Source organism: Alkalibacterium sp. 20 (assembly GCF_001885615.1).
Taxonomy (GTDB): Bacteria; Bacillota; Bacilli; order Lactobacillales; family Carnobacteriaceae_A; genus Alkalibacterium.
On the sequence record NZ_LSRN01000045.1, the window covers coordinates 94,779 to 116,501 of the forward strand.

At 43.0% G+C, this 21,723-nt stretch carries 20 protein-coding genes and 1 other annotated feature; all 20 genes read right to left on the reverse strand.

Going from position 1 to position 21,723, the window contains the following annotated elements; genetic code table 11:
* Positions 1-244: 244 nt before the first annotated feature.
* On the reverse strand, positions 245-1,648 hold the full coding sequence (gene argH / locus AX762_RS08450; RefSeq protein ID WP_071848704.1) for an argininosuccinate lyase: 1,404 nt from the start codon (positions 1,646-1,648) through the stop codon (positions 245-247).
* Positions 1,638-1,793: a hypothetical protein gene (locus tag AX762_RS12810; protein WP_177244077.1), complete on the reverse strand. Its 156-nt coding sequence runs from the start codon at positions 1,791-1,793 to the stop codon at positions 1,638-1,640. Before AX762_RS12810 ends, argH begins: the two co-directional genes overlap by 11 nt.
* The gene (locus AX762_RS08455) at positions 1,790-2,971 is read right to left on the reverse strand and encodes an aspartate aminotransferase family protein (RefSeq protein WP_071848705.1); all 1,182 of its coding nucleotides are present in this window, start codon (positions 2,969-2,971) and stop codon (positions 1,790-1,792) included. The genes AX762_RS12810 and AX762_RS08455 overlap by 4 nt, the downstream gene beginning before the upstream one ends.
* Positions 2,968-3,873: an acetylglutamate kinase gene (gene argB / locus AX762_RS08460; protein WP_218162489.1), complete on the reverse strand. Its 906-nt coding sequence runs from the start codon at positions 3,871-3,873 to the stop codon at positions 2,968-2,970. Before argB ends, AX762_RS08455 begins: the two co-directional genes overlap by 4 nt.
* A gap of 96 nt (positions 3,874-3,969) precedes the next feature.
* Entirely contained in the window at positions 3,970-5,220 is a 1,251-nt protein-coding gene (gene argJ / locus AX762_RS08465; protein ID WP_071848706.1) for a bifunctional glutamate N-acetyltransferase/amino-acid acetyltransferase ArgJ, read from the reverse strand.
* A 9-nt stretch (positions 5,221-5,229) separates the two neighbouring features.
* A complete protein-coding gene (argC, locus tag AX762_RS08470) occupies positions 5,230-6,270 on the reverse strand; it encodes an N-acetyl-gamma-glutamyl-phosphate reductase (protein WP_071848707.1) in 1,041 nt (346 codons plus the stop codon).
* A complete protein-coding gene (locus tag AX762_RS08475; protein ID WP_071848708.1) occupies positions 6,267-7,538 on the reverse strand; it encodes an argininosuccinate synthase in 1,272 nt (423 codons plus the stop codon). The genes argC and AX762_RS08475 overlap by 4 nt, the downstream gene beginning before the upstream one ends.
* A gap of 73 nt (positions 7,539-7,611) precedes the next feature.
* Positions 7,612-7,911, reverse strand: a binding site (T-box leader).
* 204 nt (positions 7,912-8,115) lie between these two features.
* Entirely contained in the window at positions 8,116-9,924 is a 1,809-nt protein-coding gene (gene pepF, locus AX762_RS08480) for an oligoendopeptidase F (protein ID WP_071848709.1), read from the reverse strand.
* Positions 9,925-10,216: 292 nt separating this feature from the next.
* Entirely contained in the window at positions 10,217-11,167 is a 951-nt protein-coding gene (locus AX762_RS08485) for an NAD(P)-dependent oxidoreductase (protein ID WP_071848710.1), read from the reverse strand.
* A 38-nt stretch (positions 11,168-11,205) separates the two neighbouring features.
* Positions 11,206-12,030 carry a hypothetical protein gene (locus AX762_RS08490; RefSeq protein ID WP_071848711.1) on the reverse strand — a complete coding sequence of 275 codons (825 nt, stop codon included), beginning with the start codon at positions 12,028-12,030 and terminating at the stop codon, positions 11,206-11,208.
* 22 nt (positions 12,031-12,052) lie between these two features.
* Entirely contained in the window at positions 12,053-12,934 is an 882-nt protein-coding gene (rsmI, locus tag AX762_RS08495; protein WP_218162490.1) for a 16S rRNA (cytidine(1402)-2'-O)-methyltransferase, read from the reverse strand.
* Positions 12,927-13,256 carry a GIY-YIG nuclease family protein gene (locus AX762_RS08500; RefSeq protein ID WP_071848712.1) on the reverse strand — a complete coding sequence of 110 codons (330 nt, stop codon included), beginning with the start codon at positions 13,254-13,256 and terminating at the stop codon, positions 12,927-12,929. The genes rsmI and AX762_RS08500 overlap by 8 nt, the downstream gene beginning before the upstream one ends.
* Positions 13,249-14,001 carry a tRNA1(Val) (adenine(37)-N6)-methyltransferase gene (locus AX762_RS08505; protein WP_071848713.1) on the reverse strand — a complete coding sequence of 251 codons (753 nt, stop codon included), beginning with the start codon at positions 13,999-14,001 and terminating at the stop codon, positions 13,249-13,251. The genes AX762_RS08500 and AX762_RS08505 overlap by 8 nt, the downstream gene beginning before the upstream one ends.
* Before the next feature lie 388 nt (positions 14,002-14,389).
* Positions 14,390-14,860, reverse strand: coding sequence for a hypothetical protein (locus tag AX762_RS08510; RefSeq protein ID WP_071848714.1), 471 nt, complete (start codon positions 14,858-14,860; stop codon positions 14,390-14,392).
* A gap of 14 nt (positions 14,861-14,874) precedes the next feature.
* The gene (gene nrdG / locus AX762_RS08515; RefSeq protein WP_071848715.1) at positions 14,875-15,435 is read right to left on the reverse strand and encodes an anaerobic ribonucleoside-triphosphate reductase activating protein; all 561 of its coding nucleotides are present in this window, start codon (positions 15,433-15,435) and stop codon (positions 14,875-14,877) included.
* Positions 15,425-17,629, reverse strand: coding sequence for an anaerobic ribonucleoside-triphosphate reductase (nrdD, locus tag AX762_RS08520; RefSeq protein WP_071848716.1), 2,205 nt, complete (start codon positions 17,627-17,629; stop codon positions 15,425-15,427). The genes nrdG and nrdD overlap by 11 nt, the downstream gene beginning before the upstream one ends.
* A 121-nt stretch (positions 17,630-17,750) precedes the next feature.
* A complete protein-coding gene (gene nrdF, locus AX762_RS08525; protein WP_071848717.1) occupies positions 17,751-18,713 on the reverse strand; it encodes a class 1b ribonucleoside-diphosphate reductase subunit beta in 963 nt (320 codons plus the stop codon).
* A gap of 72 nt (positions 18,714-18,785) precedes the next feature.
* Positions 18,786-20,954 carry a class 1b ribonucleoside-diphosphate reductase subunit alpha gene (gene nrdE / locus AX762_RS08530; RefSeq protein ID WP_143139335.1) on the reverse strand — a complete coding sequence of 723 codons (2,169 nt, stop codon included), beginning with the start codon at positions 20,952-20,954 and terminating at the stop codon, positions 18,786-18,788.
* A gap of 4 nt (positions 20,955-20,958) precedes the next feature.
* The gene (nrdI, locus tag AX762_RS08535) at positions 20,959-21,330 is read right to left on the reverse strand and encodes a class Ib ribonucleoside-diphosphate reductase assembly flavoprotein NrdI (RefSeq protein WP_071848719.1); all 372 of its coding nucleotides are present in this window, start codon (positions 21,328-21,330) and stop codon (positions 20,959-20,961) included.
* A gap of 5 nt (positions 21,331-21,335) precedes the next feature.
* On the reverse strand, positions 21,336-21,569 hold the full coding sequence (nrdH, locus tag AX762_RS08540) for a glutaredoxin-like protein NrdH (protein ID WP_071848720.1): 234 nt from the start codon (positions 21,567-21,569) through the stop codon (positions 21,336-21,338).
* Positions 21,570-21,723: the final 154 nt, after the last annotated feature.

Genomic DNA, 21,723 nt, shown 5'->3' on the forward strand with positions numbered 1-21,723 from the left:
AGACTGTTTCCTTGCTCCTGGACTGCACTTAATAGGGATCTAGATGGGGTTCAGGTTGTTTGACTGCTTCTGTACTTTACCTAGTTGGGACTTAGGATGAGTTCAGGTTGTTTGATCAAAGGTCAACTGCTCTCTTCTATTAAATAATGGAGTTCAGCAAGATCATTCCTCACTGAACTCCATTATCCATCTATATTGTTTAGTTTAGCCTTGAATTCACTAACTGAACTACATTTAGTGTAATTTAATCCTTCAAATTAGAAAGACCCAGTCTTTCTTTCAGCTGTTCGATTTGTTTCTTGACAGCTTCAGGAGCCGGTCCGCCGTCAATATTTCGTTTGGTTACACAGTTCTCTAGACTAATGGCTTCATAAATATCTTCTTCAAATAATTCATGCAATGACTGATACGTTTCCAAGGAGACGTCTTCCAGTGTCTGATTCGTTTCAATACATGTCTGCACCAGTGTCCCGATCACACCGTACGCTTCACGGAATGGGACACCTTTTTTAGTCAGATAATCAGCACAGTCGGTCGCATTGATAAACCCTTTTGACGCCGCTTCTCGCATGCGGTCTTTTTTCGCCTCCATGGTATCGATCATGGGGATCATGGCGGAGAGTGCCAATTTCACCGTGCTGACGCTGTCGAACAAGGCTTCTTTATCTTCCTGCATGTCTTTATTGTATGCCAGCGGAATGCCCTTCATCATGGTCAGCAGCGTCTGCAGATTCCCGTATGCCCGACCCGTTTTTCCGCGAACCAGTTCGGCTACGTCAGGATTTTTCTTCTGGGGCATGATCGATGAACCGGTAGCAAAGGCATCATCCAATTCCACAAATTTGAATTCCTGAGAACACCATAAAATCACTTCTTCGGATAGTCGGGATAAATGCATCATGATCATGCTCAAGGCATAGGCTGTGTCGATGACGAAATCTCTGTCAGAAACGCCGTCCAGGCTGTTGGCAGTGACTGCCTCAAATCCCAGCTGCTCGGCTACATACTGACGGTCAAGTGGATAAGTCGTCCCCGCGAGTGCACCGTTACCCAAGGGCATGACATCTGTATGTTCCAAGACTTCTTCCAATCGCTTGATATCTCGTTGGATCATCTGTGCATACGCCATTAAATGATGAGCAAAAGTAACAGGTTGGGCAATCTGCAGGTGGGTATACCCCGGCATGATCGTGTGCAGATGCTGCTCGCTCTTGTTGATCAGCACCTTTTCAAAATCCAACAAATGGTTTTTGATTTCTGCCACTTGTTTTTTGACATATAATCTCAAATCCAATGCTACCTGATCGTTTCGGCTTCTGCCCGTGTGCAGTCTTTTCCCTGCCTCACCTATGCGTTCAGTCAGTTCGGATTCGATAAACATATGGATGTCTTCTGCATTGGGATCGAAGAGTAGAGAGCCTTTTTTTAAATCCATCAGAATTCCCTCTAACCCGTCCACTATGAGCGCAGCATCTTCTTTAGTAATGACAGACTGCTTGCCTAGCATCTTGGCGTGCGCGACGCTCCCTGCGATATCTTCTTCAAACAATACATAATCAAAACTGATCGAGGAGTTGAACACATCGACCTCTTTCGCACTTTCACCACTCAAACGTCCCTGCCACACTTTATTTTTGTCAGTTGACATCAGATGACACCCCCAGCAGATGAAGCATCGCGACTTGTGAGTTTTTCAGTTCCATCTTAAGTTTCAGTTTCAAAGCATGTCCCTTTTCAAGAACAGCAAGCTGCTCTTCTTTCTTTAAATCGTTAGATTTCAGTAAGTGATTCATTTAACACCCTCCAAATTATGGATAGTCACTATTTTTTTGAGACAGGCAATGCCCGAGTCGATACCTTTTTTGTCAATGATAAGAGGCGGCAGCAAACGCAATTTATCTTTAGCCGTTAAAAACAGCACCCCTTCCTCTTTTGCTTTCAGCATGACGTCTTTCGCAGTCATGTTTTTAAAGGTGACGCCAATCATCAAGCCCAATCCGCTTACCTGCTCAACTTCGTCCAGTGCCTCAAGCTGCTCTTTCAAATAAAGACTATTCTCTTCGACCGCTATCAAAAACTCTTCTGTCAGCGAATCTAAGACCACATTGGCCCCGGCAGTTGCCACCGGATTCCCTCCAAAAGTAGAGCCATGGTCTCCAGGTTGCAGGACATCTTTCACTTTCTGACCCAAGAGTGCAGCGCCTATAGGTAATCCGTTTCCCAGTCCTTTGGCACATGTCACGATATCAGGCTTTATTCCGTAGTGCTCGTAGGCAAACAGTTTGCCTGTACGACCCATCCCAGTCTGCACTTCATCTATAATTAATAATATATCTTTTTGTTCGCAAACTGAAGCTATTTCTTCTATGAAATCGACATCCAGAGGAATGACTCCGCCTTCTCCCTGAACAATTTCAATCATAATGGCACAGACCTTGTCCGTTACTTTTTCATGCAAATCACTTACACTGTTGGTTTCGATATAATCGAATCCCTCAGAAAACGGACCAAAATGCTGATGAAATGAGTCCTGTCCTGTTGCAGATAAGGTTGCGAGGGTTCGCCCATGGAAGGAGTTACGTAAAGTCAAGATTTCATGCTTTTCTGGAGCTGTTGCATGGCCATATTTTCTTGCTACTTTGATGGCTACCTCATTTGCTTCCGCTCCAGAATTGACAAACAAGACATGTTCCATTCCCGTTTGCACGCAAAGTTTTTGAGCCGCTTTGGCTCCGGGTTCTGTGTAGTAAAGATTAGACGTGTGCTGCAGTTGACCCAATTGCTTCTGAGTGGCGGTGATCCACTGGGGATGATTGTACCCTAAAGCATTCACGCCGATACCTGCTGTAAAATCTAAGTACTCCTTTCCTTCCTGATCGTAAAGATAGTAGCCTTCTCCTTTCTCAAACACCACTGGTAGGCGATTATAGGTAGGCGTCACAAATGTATCTGTTAACTTGATCGTATTCATTTCAAACTCGCCTCCATTGGCAGTTTTTCTTTATAAAACAACGTTCCGATCCCGCTGTCCGTTAGAAATTCTACGATCAGCGCGTGCGGTATTCTTCCATCCAGAATGACCGCTTGTCTGACACTGTCATTGACTGCTTCCACACAGCATTGAACCTTCGGGATCATGCCACCGCTTAAAATATTTCGGCGGTACAATTCTGCTACGCTCCCTGTTTCGATTTGGGAAATCAGTGTCGCAGGATCTGATGCGTCTTCTAAAACGCCTGGGACATCGGACATCAAAACAAAATTATCTGCATTCAGCGCTTTGGCGATACCACTGGCCATTTCGTCTCCATTTATATTACACACATTACCATGTTCATCCATTCCGATACTGGAAATAACGGGTATATAGCCGTTGCCAACCAGATCTTCGATGACCTGTGTATTTACTTCGCTGACTTCTCCGACAGCTCCAAGGTTTTCAGGGTCCTTAAGCGTTGCTTTGACAAGGCCGCCATCGATTCCGCTGATCCCCATGGCTTTTCCGCCGAGAGACTGTATCACTCGAGTGAGATCCTTGTTTACTTTTCCTGCCAGGACCATCTGAACGATTTCCATGGACTCCAGATCTGTTTTTCTCAACCCATTTACGAAGGTACTTTCCACAGCCGCTTTTTCCATCCAGTAATTGATATCTGGTCCACCGCCATGGACGATCACGACATTCATACCGACTTTTGCTAACAGCATCGCATCGCTTAAAACTGATTTCTTCAGCGCTTCATCCATCATAGCCGAGCCACCATATTTAATGACGACCATTTTCTTATCATAGTGTTGAATGTAGGGTAATGCTCCCGTTAAAATCTTTCCGATCTCAAATGAGTTCATTTCTACACCTCTACTCTCTGTCATACTGATCCCCCATTTCCCAACTAAATGACTCTCATTTAGTTATACTCCGACCCTCTAGTCTGACTGCAGTTTCAGCACTATCCATGCCCTTTATCGTCATGATCTGTATGCACTGTTGATTTTCACGTAATCATAAGTCAAGTCGCATCCCCATGCTGTCGCTTGTTTTACGCCTTCATTGAACGAAACATCAATAAACAGCTCATCGGTCCCTAATATGGCATAGGCCTTATCCTCATCGAATGGGACGATCGCTCCTGCTTCACATACACAAACCGTTCCAAGCTCTCTTGAACGTAAGGATATGTCCACAAGCTGGAAATCCACTTCTGCCCCGCTGTAGCCTACTGCGCAAAGCAGACGTCCGACATTTGCATCTCTTCCATAAACGGCTGCTTTAACCAGATTACTGCTGATCACCTGTTTCGCAACGAGTTTGGCCTGTTGTTCAGTCTTGGCTTTCGATACGTTACAGGTGATGAGGGTGCTCGCTCCTTCTCCGTCTTTCGCGATTGCAATGGCCAGCTCTTCACAGACTGCATGTAACGCCTGTTTAAAAACCGTGTAATCCGGATCCTGATCGGACACTATTTCGTTGTTTCCTAACTGTCCATTTGCCAATACGGTCACCATATCATTGGTAGAAGTGTCGCCATCTACACTGATCATATTAAACGTATCCGTAGTCACTTCTTTAAGTGCCTGCTTCAATGCTGTGGGCGTAATCGCCACATCTGTTGTAATGAATCCGAGCATGGTCGCCATATTAGGATGAATCATGCCGCTGCCTTTTGAAATACCGCCTAAACGAGCGGTCGTTTCTCCCAACTGAAACTCAACGGCGGATTCTTTTATTTCTTTATCAGTAGTCAGGATAGCTTTGGCTGCATGGCTTCCGCCTGTGTTCTCAAGCTGTTCGACCAACGCCGGAATACCCATTTTAAAGGGATCCAAACTCAAGGGCTGCCCGATGACTCCGGTTGAAGCCACTAGAATATCCTCTTGAGCAATACCCAGTTTCGCACTTAAAATCGAACACACGTCACTTGCTATCTCCAGCCCATTGGCGTTACACGTGTTTGCATTTCCGCTGTTGCATATGATCGCCTGCGCGTGTCCGTTTTGACTGTGCTGTTTTGTGATCACAAGCGGTGCCCCGATCACTTTGTTTTGTGTGTAGACGCTCGCCGTCGTACTTTTCGTATAACTATAAATCAGCGCGAGATCTTTCCTTTTTCTCTTGAAGCCCGCATGAATACCGGAAGCAGCAAAGCCCGTCGCTGCACAGACATTTCCAGACACTTTTTTCAATAGCTGTTCACTTTTAGTTTTTTGTATGGTTTCCATTTTTTCACCTCAAAACGATGGTGCAACCATCGCTAGCCCTTCTGTCTCTTCTATTCCCAGCATAATATTGAAATTCTGAACAGCTTGACCGGCTGCGCCTTTCTGCATATTGTCAATGACACTCACGACGATCAACCGATTGGTTCGTTCGTCTACCGTTAAACCGATGTGACATTGATTGGAATGCTGGACATGACTGATGTCTGGCCACAAACCATTTTTCAGTACGGTGACAAACGGCTCATCCGTGTACCACTCTTCATACAATGCGTGGATGCTGTCTAAATCTGTTTCTGTTTCCAGATCCATATACATGGTTGATAAAATACCCCGATTGACCGGAAGCAAGTGAGGAACAAACGATATTTTGATGTCATTTGCTCCCATCTGATTCAACTTTTCTTCGATTTCAGGTGTGTGACGGTGAGAAGCAACTTTATAGGCATTGAATCCTTCATTTTTTGTAACAAAATGTGTTGCTTCGGATAGTTTTTTACCGGCACCCGTCACTCCCGACTTGGCATCAATGATCAAACTACTGGGATTTGCCAGCTTGCTTGAGACCGCAGGATAGAGACCCAGTAGGATACTCGTTGGATAACATCCCGGATTCGCAACCAGGGATGTCTTTTTGATCTGCTCACGGTTCATTTCCGGCAGACCATAAACAGCTTGTTCATGTAAGTCTGGGTAATGACTTTCAACGTGATACCAGTCTTCATAGACATCCAGATCCTTGAGTCTGAAATCTGCACCGACATCGATCACTTTTTTTCCTTCGTCGATGCACTGTTTAACCAGCTGTTCACTTTGCCCGTGAGGCAGGCACAGGAATACGACTTCTGATTTGTTCATGACACTCTCATTGTCTTCAAACAACTGATCGAACTGTCCAATAAAAGAAGGGTACAGGTCAGAGAAGGGTTTATCCTTATTATTTCCTGAAGAAATCCCTGCGATCGTTACGTTTTGATGTTTGAGAAGGATACCGATCAACTCAGAACCCACATAACCGCTGGCGCCAATAACGCCCACTTTTATTTGACTCATGCGTTTATTCCTGCCTGTTTCAGTTGAAATGATTCTTCAGCCTGTTTTCCAAATTGGATTTTCTGTTTCATTTCAGCATATATCACACTGGATAATCCATAAAGATTGATAAAACCAGCTGCATCATTCTGATCGTAAACGTCGTCCTGATCGAATGTTGCAAAGGCTTCTGAATACAAGCTGTATGGAGACTCAACGCTTGAAACGATCATGTTGCCTTTATATAACTTCAACTTAACTGTTCCTGAAACTGTTTTTTGTGTTTCATCCACGAATGAATCCAATGCCTGCTTCAAAGGTGTAAAATACTGACCATTGTAAATGAGGTTCGCGTATTTTTGTGCCAGCTCCTGTTTATACTGAAGCGTTTCTTTATCCAATGTGATCATTTCCAACTGCTCATGTGCGAAATACAGCAGCGTACCACCCGGTGTTTCATATACCCCACGACTCTTCATCCCAACAAGACGGTTTTCGATGATGTCTTGAATTCCGATGGCATTTGAACCACCAATACTATTCAATGCTTTGATCAAGCTCACGCCATTCATTTCTTTCCCGTCGATGGCGACTGGAATGCCTTCATCAAAGGTGATGCTGACATTGGTCGGTTTGTCCGGAGCCTGTTCAGGTGAGACACTCATTTCTAAAATGGAATCATATTTCGGTTCATTTAATGGATTTTCCAGATCAAGTCCTTCATGGGATAAGTGCCACAGGTTCTTGTCTTTCGAATAGTTGGTCTCACGAGAAATCTTTAAAGGAATCTGATGCAATTCAGCATAGTCGATGGCTTCTTCACGGGAAGTGATGTCCCAAGTCCTCCATGGGGCAATGATATCCATTTCGGGTGCCAGTGCCTTGATGCCCATTTCAAAGCGAACCTGATCGTTTCCTTTACCCGTACAACCATGACAGATGGCATCTGCACCCTCCTGTTTAGCTATATCGACGAGCGCTTTTGCGATGATAGGTCGTGCCGTAGCTGTTCCTAATAAATATTTATTTTCATAAATGGCACCTGCTTTTAAAGTCGGGAAGATGGAATCATAAACGAATGCCTCTTCGATCTCTGCCAGATAAAATTTAGATGCGCCGGTTTTCAATGCTTTTTCTTCTAATCCAATCAGCTCATCGTCCTGACCGACGTTTGCAGTGACGGCAATGATCTCACTTCCATAATTCTCTTTTAACCAGTGAATGATGACGGATGTGTCTAGTCCTCCGGAATAAGCCAGTACGATCTTGTTATAAGTTTTTTCAGTCATATGTCATTCTCCTTTTCTATTATGGTTCAGTTGCACTTATTTTTGAGTATAAAAAAAACGCCTTCTGTTTTTACACAGAGACGATTGCATCGCGGTACCACTCTATTTGCAGACAAATTAGTATTGTTTTGAAAAAAATCAATGGCTGTCTGCCAACTCAAAGCATTAACGCTGCACACGACTTTTCTACTTAAGACAGAGACTGACTCAAACTGGGCGAACCGTTACGATTCACACTCGCTTTTTGACAGCTGACTTATTTCAGAAAAGCATCTCACAAGCTCGTTTCAATGATTGTTCATGTCAGCCTTCCACTCTGTGCTGACTCGCTATGATGAATGAAATCATTTACTTTCTTGTTCTTTGATGTTAGAAGCAGTCTATAACGTGTGTAATAGAATGTCAACAGCAATATTCGTTTTTTCGCATATTTTTTTAATTTGTGTATGTAAAATGTCTTTTTGCTCGTTTTTTATACATTTATAATTCTTTTAATGTATAAAAAATCAGAGCGGGATAAATCCGCTCTGATTTCCATTAAGATTATAGCTCTCATTTTTTCCAAGACACTGCTAATTTATCCTTTATTTAATTCATCAGTCAGTTCAATAATACGGTCGACAGATTCATCCAGATATTTAATGGTGTCCGTCAGAGGCTGATCGGTCGTGATATCTACGCCGGCGACTTTGGTTGCTTCAGCAGGCACTTTTTGTCCGCCTAATGCCAGAAAGTCTAACCAGCCATCCACTTTTTCTTCGCCACTCTTGATTTTCAGGAAAGCTTGTGTCGCGATCGTCAATCCTGCTGAGTAGGTATACGGATAAAGTCCCATGTAATAGTGGATCTGACGCATCCAAGTGAGTTCTGCACCTGGTTCCAGTTCAACTGAATCTCCCCAGAATTCTTCCAGGACATTACGTGTCAATTCACTCAACTTGTTAGCATCGAAACTCTTGCCTGCATCGATCAAACGATACACTTCACGCTGGTACGCCGCTTCAAGTAAATGCGTCACGAAGTTATGGAAGTATGTTTTTGAAATCATTTTAGATAACACGTTACGTTCCATACGCGGATCTTCCGCTTTATCTTTCAAGTAATCCGTTAAGAGCAACTCGTTAAAGGTCGACGGTCCTTCGATTATATATAAGGATGGACGCGCACTGGTCAACGGGTTATTTTCATTTGATAAGATCCCTTGACCCGCATGTCCCAATTCGTGGAACAAGGTATAGGCATCGGATAATTGACCTGTATAGGTCACCATGACAAAAGGATGTTTGCCGTAAGTTGTCGAACAGAAAGCGCCGGAACGTTTTCCGTTGTTTTGTGCAAAATCGACCCAGCGTTCTGGATAAGCGCGTAAAATCATGTTAACGTAATCTTCGCCGAGGGGTGCCATGGCCTCCTTCACAAGGTCTTTCGATTCTTCAATGCTTACCGGTGTGGTGTAGTTCGGATCCAAGTCCACTTTCAAGTCGGCATAGGTCATTTTATCCAGACCGTGAACGTCTTTGAGATGGGTGATGAATTTACGCATGACAGGTGCAAAATCATTCATGATCATGTCGATCTGACGGTGATATAACTCCTGATCGACTTCCTGATTTTCGAGTAAATAGTCAAAAATCGAATCATAGCCACGCATAGTTGCCAGTGTTTTTTCTTTCTGAAGATGCGTGTAATAACCGGTCGCCACAACGTTTTTATATTGACCTAAAACTTTACTGAATTGGTCGTAAGCCGCACGACGGATTTTCGGATCATCCGAGTACATATATACTTCTTCATACAAAACAAAGCTGAGCGGGTATTCTTTACCGTCCACTTCAAATGTGCCGTAGTCAGCATCGGCCGAACGGGCTTGCTCAAAAATTTCTGAAGGTGCTTCAAAGACTGGTGATAATTGCGCTAGGGCTTCTTCCACATTCGGATCAAGTTTGGCTTGTTTGGATTTTTTTATTTGTCTTACAAAGGCTGCATACGTTGCTTCTTTAGCAACCACAGAATCTAGTGTACTTTCAGCTAAATCTTCGATTTGAGATTTAAAGAAGCTCAATTTAGCACTGACACCGGCTAGCACGTTGGCTGTAAAGCGCGCTTGCTGCAACGCTTCGCTGTCAAAGATATCCACCGATACCGGTAAGTGTCCATATTGACCTAGGTGTGAGGCTTCTGCTACGATATCTTCGTACTCTTTGATGGCGTCAACGACTGTATTCGCATCTGTAAGATTACCTCTATATTTTGCTGAAAACGCGTCGACTTCTTTTGGTAACGCCTCTAACGCTTCTTCAAAAGCTACTTGACTAGGAAAAATAGCACTCAGGTCCCATTTCAAGTCTTCAGCTACGCTTGAACGATCTAGTATTTCTTCTGACATATTTTTCTCCCCTTAAACTCTATTAAAATTTATGACGTTGTGTCATATCTACATTAAAAAAATTACTCATGTGGGTATTATAGCATGATTATCCTAGCAATGTGAGTTTTTTTTAATAATTCCCGGTGTAAAACTCGTCTTTTTATCATCGTTCTATAATCATAATCGGTTATAAAAAACGCCCTGATACCTTGTCCAAAGGTGCTTCCCTAAAAGTTAGATTCTTACTCTAACTTTTAGGGTAAAGCACCAAACGATGTACCAGGGTTGTTTATTCGTTTATACTTTTGGATTAATAACCTGCTTCATAATCGACAACATTTTTTGGTATATCCTGTCCGTTTACAAAGGCCTGTAAGTTTTCCAGAAATATCGGAAAGGCGCTGGCGTTGTAATCTTCCAGATTTCCAGATATATGCGGTGTCAAGAGCACGTCTTCTCTGCTGTAAATCGGATGATTCTTAGGCAAAGGCTCTTCATGAACGACATCCAAGGCAGCGTATTTCAGCCAGTTTTCATCCAGAGCTTTGAGTAAGTCGGCAGTGACTACCGTCTGTCCACGTCCCACATTTACAAAGATAGCAGAACTTTTCATTGCTCTAAATTTACCTAAATTGAACAGACCCTTTGTTTTATCAGTCAGCGGCAAGATGTTGATAACGAAATCAGCTAGAGGTAACACATCATCCAACTGATCTTGTGTCACTAATTCATCCATAAACGCAACTGGACGTCCACTTCTGTTGACACCAATTGTTTTCATCCCAAACGCTTGAGCCACTTTTCCTGTCTGTGTGCCGATGGCTCCTGTTCCGACGATCAGCATGGTTTTTTGATTGAGTTCTGATGCTTCTGACACAGGATCCCATTTCCTTTGACGCTGCTTAAGTAATGCATGACCAATTTGACGTGTGTGATTCAAAATCATGCCAAAGATGGATTCAGTGATTGCGTGTCCGTGAATCCCACTTGCATTTGTCAACGTTATGCCGTGTTCTTCAAGCTTGTTCAAATCAACAAAATCAACCCCGGCAGAAATCAGTTGAACCCATTTAAGCTTGTTTTCAGGATCATCTAACAGTTGAGACGTGACGTCCTTATCCCATCCGTAAATAGCTCTCACTTCTGAAATATCCTCAACTTCGCTCAATGACTCAATGATTTCATATGCAGGCGCCGTTTCATTGATTTTCTTTCGCTGTTCATCATTTAACGATATGTAGCTCAATAATTTGTCTGACACAAACGCACTCTCCTTTGGTTCAAATTTACGCGTACACTTTATTGTTCCTCTAGGGTGTTGTATTCTCCTGTGATGATATCTAATTTTTGTATTTCATCGGTTTCAACGTTATAGCGATAAATACCGATCAAATTAGAAAAAGTAACACCGTCTTGTTCCACAGCTTCGCGTGCTTCGACTTGCACCCAGTTCTCTTGTGCATAATTGACAAAATAGAAGTAATTTTCTCCTTCAACTACAGCGCGGTCCAATACCTGTTCGAAAGCGTGATTTTCGGCTTCCTGTTTTGTCATGGCGATTTTTTCAGTTGTTTCCGTTGCTTCTGCATCCACTAGCGGTTCAGTTTTTTGTACTTCTTTCTCAGTTAAAAACGATTCCAACTCTTCGTCTGTCGCTTCTGATAAAGACTGTTCCTTGGCTTCCTCGAATTCTTCACTTAACAGTGTTGATTGACGTTCTTCTGTAAACTCTGATGCCACTTGGATTTCGGCAGCTGCCTTGGCATTTTCTGCCTGCTGCTGACTGATCTCTTCTTTCAAATCTTCTGCTTCAGCTTTCAACAGTTCATTATCTGATAAATCATTTTGAAGTAATCTGGATAACGTTCCAGCTGCGGCATCCAGTTCTCCGCTATAATATTCATCTTTAGCCTGCTCTAGCAAGTCATAATTTGGATCAGCGGGCTCCTCTTCAGTCAGGAGCTCTTCATCATCAACGAGCTCAGATGTTACCTTATCAGTACTTGATTCATTTTCGCTTGAGCTTTCTTCGGTAGGCGTACTTGTTTCTGCCTCATCAGCTTGACAGGCTGCCAAACCAAAACTTAGCGCAACCAACGGCACAATATATTTTCTGTTTTTCATTTTACTTTCCTCCTCTATCTGTTTAACTATCCAATTCATGATACGCAGTATAGACTTCACGCTTTGGTATGTCTCTTAATAGGGCTACTTCTTTCATTGCTTGTTTACTGGAGAGAGAATAATTCTCCATGATGAATTCGACATGTTCTTTTAATGTCCAATTTTCCCAAACTTTGTCTTCTTCGGTGTCGGCATCTTCATTGCCTTCAACGATGACCACAAATTCTCCTCGTATTTTTTCATTATTTAACCACTCGACCACTTCTTCAACGGTTCCACGAATAAATTCCTCAAAACGCTTGGTCACTTCGCGAGCTAAAACTAGTTTCCTTTCAGCACCGAAGACGTTACTCATCTCTTCGACAACTTGTTTGACCCGATGTGGTGATTCATAAATAACAAGGGTCTCTTTCCTCTTATTCAGTTCTTCCAGTTCAGCGATCAACTCTTTTTTCTTCCGCGGTAAAAAGCCTAAAAAATAAAAAGGTTGCGGGGATAAGCCCGATGCTATCAGGGCTGTCAAGGCTGCATTCGGTCCAGGTAACGGAACAACAGAGATATCCGCTTCGATTACCGCTTTCACTAGATCGACTCCCGGATCACTTATCGAAGGCATCCCGGCATCACTCACTTGAGCGATCGAATTTCCGTTAAGCAGTTTATCAACGAGCTGGGGTGTCCGTTCTTTTGAATTGTGTTCGTGAAAACTGATCTGGTGTGTGACGATTTCAAAATGATTCAACAGTTTTTGGGTGTTTCTGGTATCCTCTGAAGCAATCAAATCGACCTCTTTCAAAATGTTGACCGCCCGAAAGGTCATGTCTTCTAAATTACCTATGGGTGTCGGAACTAGATATAATGTCCCTGTTTCCTGCTTTTCGAAACTTTTTTGTGTCTCAATCATGTTTGCCTGTCACCTCTTTCACTACACACGTCGTTTGCTGCCTAAATGGCCATGCAACCCCGTGCTGTTTTAAATAATCGTCTTTTCGTTTACGTATCAGCTTTTTAAACGCGGCTTCCGCTTTGGTCGCTTCGCTGCGAGTGGCGTATGCCTCAGCGTATACCATATATAACGGGCGACGACGTTTAGGCCGAGTGTATTTGGCTCCGATGCCGTCATTGTGTTCTTTCAATCTTCTAGTTAAATCAGTCGTATAACCACCGTACAGTGATCCATCTTTACAGTGCAAAACGTAAAAGTAACTCGTCTGTGCTTCACTCATTGCCGTAGATCATCCTTCTTACTTCTGGAAAGTACTCTCCATTATCATCAAACACATACAACGGAGGCAAGATTTTCAGCCCGGTTTCTTTTCCTTGTTTGATGCCTTCTATCAGTATCATGTTGGCCTCTTTATCTGGTTTCGGATAGACAAACCGGATGCGTTTAGGTGCCAGATCGACGGCCCGCATTTCATCCATGATTTCCAGAAACCGTTCAGGTCTGTGGACGAAATAGGCTTTCCCTTTAGTTTTAAGCAAGCCTGCCGAAACAGTCATTAATTCTCTCAGCGTTAGATGCAGTTCGTGCCTGGCGATAGCTAGATGTTCGTTCGGATTTTTCCGGCTCGCATCTGACACAATAAAATAAGGCGGGTTACATGTCAGTACATCCACTGAATCTTTTTTGATATGCGTCGTTGCTTCATTGACATCGCCGTGGATCATCTCGACCTGGCTTTCCAAGTGATTCAGTTGAATGCTTCGCTGCGCCATATCGACGAGTCGGTCCTGCAGTTCCAATGCTATTATTTTGCTCTTGGTTTTCTGACTCAGCATCAATGCCACTGCACCGTTACCCGAACACAAATCAACGATTTTGGCCCGGTTATGTTTAGGGACTTTAGCAAAGTCACCTAGCAAGACTGCATCCAGAGAAAATGAAAAGACAGACGGGCTTTGTATGATTTCTAAATCGTATTGCATCAGCTGATCAATGCGTTCATCGTTTTTCAATTGAATTTCCATAATACTTTTGCTTCCTTTATCATCATTTTATTAAGTATACCAAAAACATCATCGTTTTTTTGCTTCTTTTTGATAAATAAAAAAAGACCGTAGAATTGACAAAAGCCGCTCACAAGTGAGCGGCTTTCTATAATCAAAAATAAATATTTCTAAAGTGAATCGTTGGTATTCCTATTCATATGAATACGACTAAGTTTCTCATTTATACGACACAATCCCTACCTCTACCGTGTCCTTACAACTCCATAGTTGCGCCAGTTTGAATAAATTTCCTTAAAACGTGTTTATATTATATTTCATATTTACTTTTAACGTCCTCTTAGTATACCATTTTCTGGAAAATAAGCAAATGACAGGCTCTTGCGGGTTGATTTAGCGCTCTATTCGGTTAGCCCAATTCGTTTTCCGCCTGAGATTGCCGAAGGTGCTCCCTCTTCGGTTTACTCACCGCTCTTTCCGCCTGAGCTTGCCGAAGTTGCTCCCTCTTCGGTTTACTCACCGCTCTTTCCGCCTGAGCTTGCCGAAGTTGCCCATTCTTCGGTTTACTCACCGCTCTTTCCGCCTGAGTTTGCCGAAGTTGCCCGTTCTTCGGTTTACTCACCGCTCTTTCCGCCTGAGCTTGCCGAAGTTGCTCCCTCTTCGGTTTACTCACCGCTCTTTCCGCCTGAGCTTGCCGAAGGTATCTGCTCTTAGCATCACTCGTCAAAAAACTCTCTTGAGTAAACCTAACGTCACCTAAAAAGCTCATATTTCTTTGATTCGTCTCGCTATAATCAACTTTCAGAAAGAACAACACACTTATCAAACCCAAAATCAAAAGAAAAAAGACTTCAAGAAGGTGGATGAATTGAAGTCTCACCTTCTTGAAGTCTTTTATTTGTAGTCGCCGTTCTTCCAGAGAACGACTTCTTCAACCGCTAAAGACTTTTTCACGTCAATAATGCGCTGATTGGAGCTGCCTCTAAAAGCTAAATTTAGATCCATTTTATCTTGTTCGAACCGGCCGTCAACGAGGACATCGATAACTTCCAGCAATTCTTTCTTGTCTTTCGTACCTTGCATCAGTTCTTCCCAAGTGTATCCGGTCCAGGACCAGACGTCCTTGGTTTCACCGAAATCTTCTCTGATTCTCCTGCACAGTGGAACAGTCACGCCGGTGTTCAAAAACGGCTCGCCGCCCAACAGCGTTAATCCCTGGCAGTAATCGGCTTGCAAGTCTTCCATTATCTGTTCTTCCAACGCTTCTGAGTAAGGAGTCCCATACGAAAAATCTTGGGCGGATTTGTTGTAGCAGCCTTTACAGGCAAAAGGACAGCCACTGACATACAGGCTGCACCTGACTCCTTCGCCGTCAACAAAGTTATACGGTTTGTAGTCGGCGATAAAATTTTTACTGAACCGCTCAGAAGTCCAGGCAATCGGATCAACTGGCATCAGGACCAAACCCTTTCATATGTTTCGTGCGTGAAGAAATCTCTTTGTGTCGTCCGCCAACCATTGGTCGTTTTTGCGGATTGCCGAGATAGCCGCATGTCCGTTTGACCACGTCACAGGTCTCAGCATCAGTATTGCCACATTGCGGACATTCAAAGCCATTTTCAGTCGGTTTGAAGTCTCCTTCAAAATCACACTTATAACAGCGATCGATGGGCGTGTTTGTACCGAGATAACCGATTCGATCATACGCATAGTCCCAGACGGTTTCCAAAGCTTTCGGATTCGTTTGCAGTTTAGGGTACTCACAGTAATGAATAAAACCGCCGCCAGTGTACTTGGCATAGTCTTTTTCAAAATCGATCTTCTCAAATGGTGTGGGATTTTTACGCACGTCGTAATGGAAACTGTTTGTGTAATAACCCTTATCCGTGATATCCGAGATGCTGCCAAATTTTTCAGTGTCCAGCTGACAGAAACGGTCCGTCAGACTTTCGCTCGGTGTCGAATACACACTCACGTGTAAACCACTTTCCTGCCCCCACTCGTCTGCATGCGCTTTGAGTGTCTGCATGATTTCCAAGGTGAACGTTTTGGCTTCTTCGTTATCTTCCCATTCGTTACCATAAAAAACGGTGGCTGCTTCGTATAGACCAATATATCCTAATGAAACGGTCGCGCGTTTATTCAAAAAGAGATCAGATACATTATCTTCTTTGGCCAGTCGTTTTCCAAAAGCACCATACATATACAAAATAGGGGCATTTACCGGCTCAGCTTCCATTACCCGGTTAGCTTTAAATAACAGCGCATCCTTAAGGACGGAAAGACGTTCTTCCAGCAAAGCATTGAATTTTTCCCTATTGCCCTTCGATTCGATGGCTATACGGGGCACATTCAATGTAACGACACCCAGGTTCATGCGCCCGACTGACACATCTTCCCCCTGTTCATTTTTCCATCCCTGTAGAAATGAACGGCAACCCATCGGTGTTTTAAAACTGCCAGTGATTTCCACTAATTTTTCGTAGTTCAGTACATCCGGATACATGCGTTTTGTCGAGCATTCTAAAGCCAACTGTTTAATATCATAGTTTGGATCAGTTGCATTCAAGTTCAAGTCTCTTTTCAAGGCGAAAATGAGTTTAGGAAAAATAGCGGTTCGTTTTTCTTTGCCCAAGCCTTTGATTCGCACGGTCAGAATAGCCTTTTGGATTTCTCGTTCGATCCAATTCGTTCCCAAACCGAATCCCAAACTGGTGAAGGGTGTCTGGCCTTGGCTTGTATAAAGGGTATTGATTTCATATTCCAAACTCTGCATCGCATCATAAATATCTTTTTTAGTCTTGTCAATAGCAAAGGCTTCATGCTTGTCTGCGCCGTCGATCCACTCCCGCGCTGTTCTCAAATGTTTCTGATAGTTCAGTTCAGCATAAGGAGCCAGTACTTCATCCACGCGGTCAAAGCTGCAGCCACCATATTGGCTTGAAGCCACATTCGCAATGATTTGAGCCGTTTGAGCCGTCGCGGTCTGAATGGACCGGGGAGATTCCACTTCTGCATTGCCGATTTGAAAGCCTTCTTCAAACATGTTTTCAAAGTCGATCAAGCAGCAGTTAGTCATTGGAGAATACGGGGTGTAATCCAGGTCGTGATAATGGATGTCTCCTTTTTCATGGGCATTGGCGACATGAGGAGGCAAAAATTTCAAACCTAAAGCCTTCCCTACGATACCTGCCGTCAGATCACGCTGGGTGTTGAATACCTTACTGTCTTTGTTGGCATTCTCATTTATAATTGATTTATCTTGTTTCAGCAAACGTTCGACCATAGCGTTCACATCACGTCTGGTTTCACGATTGTTCTCTTTTTCTTCTCTTCTTTGGACATAACCTTCCGCTAAGTCGTCGCATCCATGTTTTTTCAGCACAGCTAAAACGACCAGATCAATGGCTTTGGTATCTATGTTTGCTGCCCCGTTTGTGACGATATTCTCTTCCACTTCTGCCGAGATGTCTTTCAACTCATCAAACGAATAAGTCAAGTCCAGTTGCTGAGCGGCCTGAAACAAAGCCTCTGTTATTTTTTTGCGGTTGAACGTTTGTACTCTTCCATCACGTTTTTCAACGTCTGATATGCTATCACTCGAACCGTTCTGTTTTACTACTTGATTGGTCACCTTACTATTTTGCATCCATTAACTCCTCCTGCTTATTCAACAATTCACAATACCGGCTAAAAAAATATGTACTTATATTATTTAGCTGCAGGCGTTTCACACAGAGAGAAACGCCTGTAAACTAAATCGGTATCCCTTAACTCATCCACTTTTCGTAGTCACTGTCATCCATGGATTCAACCATGCCGACAAGGTAACCATTGCCGACTTGAGAGAAGAAGTCGTGATTGCTTGTGCCGGTCGATATCCCATTCATGATGATGGGATTGACATCATCGGCTTTATCGGGGAACAATGGATCAAAGCCCAGATTCTGCAACGCTTTATTGGCGTTATAACGCAGAAAGACCCCGACATCTTCTGTCCAGCCCATTTCATCGTACAGGTAACTTGTATACTCGGTTTCATTCTCATAAAGTTCGAACAACAACTCGAATGTCCAGTTTTTCAATTCGTCTTTTTCTTTTTCACCTAACTGATTGTATCCAATCTGAAATTTATAGCCGATATAGGTTCCGTGTACCGATTCGTCACGCAAGATCAGTTTTATGATTTCAGCGACATTGGTCAGCTTACCGTTTCCTAAATAATAAAGAGGCGCATAAAATCCGGAATAGAATAAAAAGGATTCCAGGAAGACACTGGCTACTTTCTTTTGTAACTCCGTCCCCTCCTGATAGATCCCGTTGATTTTCTGTGCTTTTTTCTGAAGCATCGGATCGGTTTGTGTCCACTCAAAAATCTCTTCTATTTCAGATTTCGTATTCAGCGTGCTGAAAATGGCACTGTAACTTTTCGCATGCATGGACTCCATAAACTCAATATTATTATAGACCGCTTCTTCATGCTGTGTGCGACTACTTTTTTTCAGGACTTCTATCCCGTCTTGAGACTGCAGTGTGTCCAGTAAGGTTAAACCTCCAAACACTTTCGCAATCATATCTTTCTCCCCTAAAGACAGTTTGTTCCAGTCACTTAGGTCGTTGGACAAAGGAATACGGGTATCTGTCCAGAACTGTTCCACTAATTTTTCCCAAGTCAACTTGTCGATCATGTCATCAATACGATTCCAGTTAATGGCTTTATATGCTTCTGTCATAGTTTATTCTCCTTTATTCCAAAGAAGACCAGTCGAGCTGTCTTCTACTATTCTTACAGGTTTAGATCAGGTTTAAATCGTGCAGCTCTCACAGGCGTTTGCGCCGATTTCTTCCTGGTCATCAGTAAATGTACGCACGTAATAAATCGATTTGACCCCTTTTTTATGGGCATAATGTCTCAGAATGGTCAAATCGCGGGTCGTTTGCTTGCTGGTACGTCCTTCTTTCCATTCATACAAACCTTCAGGAATCGCCGAACGCATAAAGAGCGTCAAACTCATTCCCTGGTCGACATGTTTTTGAGCTGCGGCATAGACATCAATGACTCGTCGCATATCCATATCATAGGCACTCGTATAGAAAGGCATCGTTTCATTAGACAAATGAGGTGCCGGGTAATATGTCTTCCCGGTCATTTTTTCCTGACGCTCTTCCACCAGGCGCGTGATCGGATGGATACTGGCAGATGTTTCGTTCACGTAACTGATCGACCCTGTGGGCGCCACTGCCAAACGGTTCTGATGATACAGGCCATGTGTCTGCACCTCTTTTTTAAGAGACTCCCAATCTTCTTTTGAAGGAACGGAAATGCCGCGATTGCTGAAAATCCGCTCAACCTTATCGTGTTTGAAAGCAAACGGTTCTTCTATAAATTTGTCAAAATACGTTCCGCTGGCATACTCTGATTTTTCGAAGTTATGGAACACGGTTTGACGTTCTTTAGCCATGTCATTGCTTGCTTTCAATGTGTAGTAATTAAGCAGCATGAAGTAAACATCGGTAAATTCAATCGATTCCAAAGAGCCATAATGCATCTGATTCAGGGCAAAGAAGGTGTGCAGTCCCATAGCTCCAAGACCTATCGTATGATACTTGTCATTGCCATTTTTCACGGTAGGTACCGTATCGATGCTGGAATGATCGGTCACATACGTCAACGCTCTGACCATCGTATTAACGGACTGTTCAAAGTCTGGCGTGTTCATTAAATTGACCACGTTGGTAGAACCTAAATTACAGCTGATATCAGTCCCTAAGACTTCATATTCCTGATTGTCTTTGATGACTGACGGGGTCTGGATCTGCAGGATTTCACTGCACAGATTGCTCATCGTGATCGTCCCGTCGACCGGGTTTTCTCTGTTGGCCGTATCGATATTAATTATATACGGATAACCTGACTCCTGCTGAAGTTTAGAGATTTCATTCTCCAGTTCGCGTGCATTGATCTTTGTTTTCTTGATCTCCGGATTGGCGACCAGTTTGTCGTACTCTTTTGTGATATCGACGTACGAAAAAGGTTCGCCGTAAAAACGTTCAACGTCATAAGGACTGAACAGGTACATCTCCTGATTATCTGCAGCGAGTTCGTAGAATTTATCTGGTACCACGAGGCCCAGTGATAATGTCTTCACGCGTACTTTTTCATCTGCATTCTCTTTCTTGGTGGATAAGAAACGCAGAATATCGGGATGGAAGACATTTAGGTAAACCGCTCCGGCTCCATTTCGCTGGCCGAGCTGATTGGAATAACTGAAGCTGTCTTCGAGTAACTTCATCACAGGCAAGACACCGCTTGAGGCATTCTCGATTTTCTTGATCGGATCGCCTGCCGCTCTTAAATTCGTCAAGTTGACACCGACGCCTCCACCGATTCTTGATAACTGCAAAGCAGAATTGATCGTACGGCCGATACTGTTCATGTCATCGGTGGTCTGAATCAAGAAACATGAGACAAATTCACCACGCCGCTTACGTCCGGCATTAAGAAAAGTTGGGGTGGCTGGCTGATAACGCTGATTAATGATTTCCTCGGCAATATGCAGGGCTAATTTCTCGTCACCATCTGCCAAATATAAGGCGTTAAAAGCGATCCGATCCTCGAATCGTTCTAAATACTGCATGCCGTCGTTTGTTTTCAATGCATATTGGGTATAAAACTTATACGCACCCATGAATGAACGGAAGCGGAATTCTTTTGCATAAAGTTCTTCGAATAAACGAACGATAAATGCCTCAGAATACTTGTTTAAAAACTCTTTTTCAATGAATTCATTGTCAGTTAAGTACGTGAGTTTTTCTGTGATGCTGTCAAATTGAACAGTTTTCGGATTCACATGCTCTTTGAAAAAAGCATTCGCCGCTTCTCTATCTTTGTGCAGAGGAATCTGATTATCGACAGGTCGGTTGATTTCATTATTCAATTTAAAATAAGTTACTTCTTTTGGACTTTCTTTCAGTGTGTTAGTCGAAACCAAGAGTATTCACCGCTTTCTTTAATTTTTCCACATCTTCATCATTACCTTGAAATTCGAATTGATGGAGCAAGGGGACATTGTAATCACTGGCTATGTCTTTTGCTGTAAAAGCAAACAATGGACCAAAGTTAAGATTCCCTCCACCTGCGACACCTTTCAATAACTGGCTGTTATTCCCGGTTTCGAGAAAATCATCCCAAACTTCAGTGACTTCTTTGTCATAGGTGGGTGTGATAATGATGAATGGGGCTGTCATCTTAACAAATGGATCTGCCGGGTTCAACTCCAGCACATCCATTTGTAATTTTTCTACGAATTTTCGCGTTTGTCCAGTTAATGTTAAGTAAATAACTTTCATTTTAATTACGCCAATCTATTTAGCATGTCAGGTCTGAAACCATTAAACGCTTCGATGCCTTCAGCAATGACTACGGGCAAGGAACTGAATCCCAATTGTTTCACTTCATCAATAGCTTTGTCATTTTGTTCGATATCTTTTACTTCAAAAGCTATACCCTTATTTTCCAGATATTTTTTTGTAAATTGACATTGCATACAATTTGGCTTTGAATAGACGATAACTGTTGCTTTTTCCATTACGATTACCTCCAGTAAATATGTTTTCGGCTCACTATTTCATTCTGTTTTCATATAGTTATTCAACATTGAATACCGTTCGACTCATGTCGGTTGTTATCACTATTGTACAACAGAGAATTTCAAAATCAAGGGGAACATACTATATATATTG